The organism is Actinoalloteichus spitiensis RMV-1378, from assembly GCF_000239155.1.
GTDB lineage: Bacteria > Actinomycetota > Actinomycetes > Mycobacteriales > Pseudonocardiaceae > Actinoalloteichus_B > Actinoalloteichus_B spitiensis.
Genome location: NZ_AGVX02000648.1, coordinates 1 through 4,118, shown reverse-complemented (window position 1 = coordinate 4,118; position 4,118 = coordinate 1). Strand labels below are relative to the sequence as shown.

Genomic DNA, 4,118 nt, shown 5'->3' with positions numbered 1-4,118 from the left:
CCGCCGCTACTGGGCCGATCGGCTCGCCAACCTCGGCGACCCACCCGGGCTCGGGAGCGCCTCGGCCGCCACGATCTCGGCCCCACCCCGAGCCACGGGGCGGTTGGCCAGCCGGGACTGGGACCTGCTCGCCCACCGGGCGGAGGAGATCGGGCAGCGGCGCACCAGCCTGGTCGTGGTCGCCGCCGCGCTCCTGGTCCACCGCGTCGCGGGAGCCCAGGACGTCGTGCTCGGCCTGCCGGTGACGGCCCGCACCGGACGCGCGGCCCGGAACTCGCTCGGCACCTTCGCCACCGTGCTGCCGCTCCGCCTCACCGTCCGGCCGGGCGACTCGGTGCGTGACACCGCTGCCCAGGCAGGGCGAGCGGTGCTCGCCGCCCTCCGCAGACAGCGCTACCGCCACGAGGACATCCTGCGTGAGCTGGGAGGATCGGCTGGCCGGCGGATCGTCGGGCCCGTGCTCAACCTGATGACGATGGACCCGGACCTCTCCTTCGCCGGCAACCCGGCCACCGTGCACGAACTCTCCCCGGGCACCCCCGAGGACCTGGCTATCGGCGTCTACGACAACGGGGAGACCAGCGTGCGGGTCGACCTCGACGCCAACCCCACCACCCACCGCGCCGACGAGGTCGAGGCCCACCACGGCAGGTTCCTCGGCGCGCTCTCCGCCCTCGCCCGTTCCGCCCCGGACACCCCCCTCGGCCGGCTGTCCCTCGACCCGGGCGGACCGCGAACCCCGGCGACCCCGCCGGGAGCCCCGGACGGCGCACCAGCACGGTCCGCCCTGGACACCGTCACCCTGGACCGGATGTTCGAGAGGGTCGCCGCCCGGCAACCCGGCGCGGCCGCCGTCGAGGACGAGACCACCCGGCTGACCTACTCGGAACTGAACAGGCGCGCCAACCAGCTCGCCTCGGTCCTGCGTGAGCGGGGCGCGGGACCCGAGGACCTGGTGGCCGTCGTGTTGCCCCGCACGGTGGACCTCCCGACAGCCCTGCTGGCGGTGCTCAAGACCGGAGCCGGATACCTGCCCCTGGACCCCGCGCACCCCGCCGAGCGGCTGGCGGCGACCCTCGCCGACGCCCGGGTGCACGACATCGTCACCACCACCGCCGTCGCGGCCGCGCTCGCCGCCGCTGGTCCCGGGCCCGGGGCCCCTCCGGCCCCGCACCGCCCCCAACCCCTGTGCCTGGACACGGCGCGCACCGCCCACCTCCTGGCCGGCCAACCGGCGGACGACCCCGACCGGGGCCAGGGACCGAGCGCCGACCGCTGCGCCTACGTCATCTACACCTCCGGGTCCACCGGGCGACCGAAAGGCGTCTCCGTCAGCCACCGCAACCTCGTGCGGCTGCTCCACTCCACGGACGGGGCCTTCCACTTCGGCCCCGAGGACGTCTGGACGCTCTTCCACTCCTGCGCCTTCGACTTCTCCGTCTGGGAGATGTGGGGAGCCCTGCTCACCGGCGGCCGGCTCGTCGTGGTCGGACACGACGTCAGCAGGTCCCCGAGCGACTTCCTCCGGCTGCTGGTGTCCCACCGCGTCACCATCCTCAACCAGACGCCGTCCGCCTTCTACCAGCTCGATGCCGCGATCAGGGACGAACCCGCCACCGCCACCGCCCTCGCCCTCCGCCACGTCATCTTCGGCGGCGAGGCGCTCGACCCCTGGCGGCTGACCGACTGGTACGCGAGGAACGGCACCACACGTCCCGCACTGACGAACATGTACGGCATCACCGAGACCACGGTGCACGTCACCCGGCTCGCCCTGACCCCCGCCACCGCCGCCACGGCCACCAACGGTGGGAGTCCTGTCGGTGACGCCCTGCCCGACCTGCGGGTCCACCTGCTCGACGCCGCGCTCCAGCCCTTACCACCGGGAGTGCCCGGGGAGCTCTACGTGGAGGGATCCGGGGTGGCCCGAGGTTACCGGCACCGCCCCGGCCTGACCGCCACCCGCTTCGTCGCCAACCCCTTCGGCCCCCCGGGCAGCGTCCTGTACCGCAGCGGAGACATCGCCAGGCGGAACCACGACGGGGAGCTGGAACACCTCGGCCGAGCCGACCGGCAGGTCAAGATCCGAGGATTCCGCATCGAACCAGCGGAGGTCGAGGAGGCACTGCTCCGCCACCCCGCAGTCACCTCGGCCGCGGTCGTGCCCACGACGGACCGCCGAGGCACCTCCCGCCTGGTCGGGTACCTGACCACCACCCCGCACGTCGACACGCCCACGACCACCGAACTCCGCGGCTGGCTCGCCGAGTCACTACCCAGCCACCTGGTGCCCACCGCCCTCGTGACGCTCGACGTGCTGCCGCTGACGCCCAACGGCAAACTGGACCACAGGGCACTGCCCGCCCCCAGGTTCGCCTCGTCAGGGCACGGGCTTCCCACCACCGACCGCCAGCGGAGGCTGTGCGCGCTCTTCGCCGAGGTCCTGGAGGTGCCGGAGGTGCGCACCGACGACGACTTCTTCGCGCTCGGCGGGGACTCGCTGCGCGCCTTCACCCTGGTGGCCCGGATCCGCGCCGACCTGGGAATCGAGGCCGGGATCCGCGTCCTGTTCGACAACCCCACGGTCGCCGCGTTCACCGCCGCGACCGGCGACCCGGCCTCCGCCGAGCAAGCACCGGTCGCACGACCCCGCCCCCGGACCGTTCCCGCCGCACCGACCCAGCGGCGCCTGTGGGTCCTCCAGGAGCTGACCGGCCCCAGCGGCACCTACAACATCCCCGTGGTGCTCCGGCTCGACGGGAACCTCGACCTCCCCGCTCTCCGACTGGCCGTGACCGACGTGGTGCGACGGCACGAGAGCCTGCGCACGACCCTGCCCACCGACGGGGAAGGACCCCGCCAACACGTCATCCCCCCGGACGACCCCCGGCTCGACCTCGCCGTCCTCAGCACGAGGCGAGCCGCACTCGAACGTGAGATCGTCCGGCTAGCCGAAGCCGGGTTCGACCTGGTGAACGACCCACCGGTCCGGCCGGTGCTGCTGACCACGGAGTACTCGGGGGAACACGTCCTCATCCTCGTCCTGCACCACGTCGCCGCGGACGAGAAGTCCCTCGCCCCCCTCTTCCGGGATCTCTCGGCCGCCTACACCGCGCGGGCGGTCGGAACCGCACCGGCCTGGCCCGGCCTGCCCCTCCAGTACGCCGACCACACGCTCTGGCTCCGCGACCGCCTGGGCGATGAGGACGACCCGTCCAGCCGGCTCCACCAGGGCCTCGCCCACTGGCGGCAGGAGCTGCTCGGCGCGCCCGAGGAACTCCTCCTCCCCACCGACCGCGACCGCCGTCCCTCGACGACCCGCCCCGCCGGAGAGACGAGCGTGCGGATCGACGCCGGCACCCACCGCCGCATCCTGAGCTTCGCCGCGCGGCACCGCGCCACGACCTTCATGGTGCTCCACGCGACCTTGGCCGCCACCCTCACCAGGGCCGGCGCCGGCGACGACGTACCGGTCGGGACCGTCGCGGTGGGACGGTCCCATCCCGTCCTGGACGAACTGGTGGGCTTCTTCGCCGAAACGGTGGTCCTGCGGACCGACGTCTCCGGCCGTCCGACGTTCACCGAACTGATCGCCAGGGTCCGCCACACCGATCTGGTCGCCCTGGCCAACCAGGACATCCCGTTCGACCGCGTCGTCGACGCGGTCGGGCCCGCACGCGTCCCCGGCCGGCACCCCCTCTTCCAGGTCATGATCACGTCGCGGGACGCCGGCCTGCCCGCGCCGGTGATGCCGGGGCTGTCCGTGCGTCCCCTGCCGTTCCGACCCAGGACGGCGAAGTTCGACCTGCACCTCGACCTCGCCGAACACCCCGGCGGAGGCGGGATCGAGCTGACGTTGCGCTACGACCGGGCCCTCTTCGACGACAGCACCGCGCGCACGATCACCCGCTGGTACCGCGCCCTGCTCCACGGCGCGCTCGCCGAGCCCGACCGCCCCCTCACCGAACTCGCCCTCGACCGGGTCGACCGGCCCCGCCAACCGGCGGGAACACCCACCACCCCCGCCGATTCGAACCAGGACCGGGCACGCGTACTCGACACCACCCTGCGTCCCACCCCGCCGGGCGCGGTCGGAGAACTGTTCCTCGCCGTGCCCC

At 73.7% G+C, this 4,118-nt stretch carries 1 protein-coding gene; it reads left to right on the top strand.

Going from position 1 to position 4,118, the window contains the following annotated elements; all coding sequences use genetic code 11:
• On the top strand, window positions 1–4,118 hold a 4,118-nt coding region (locus tag ACTIDRAF_RS30770; RefSeq protein WP_016701119.1), incomplete at both ends, for a non-ribosomal peptide synthetase.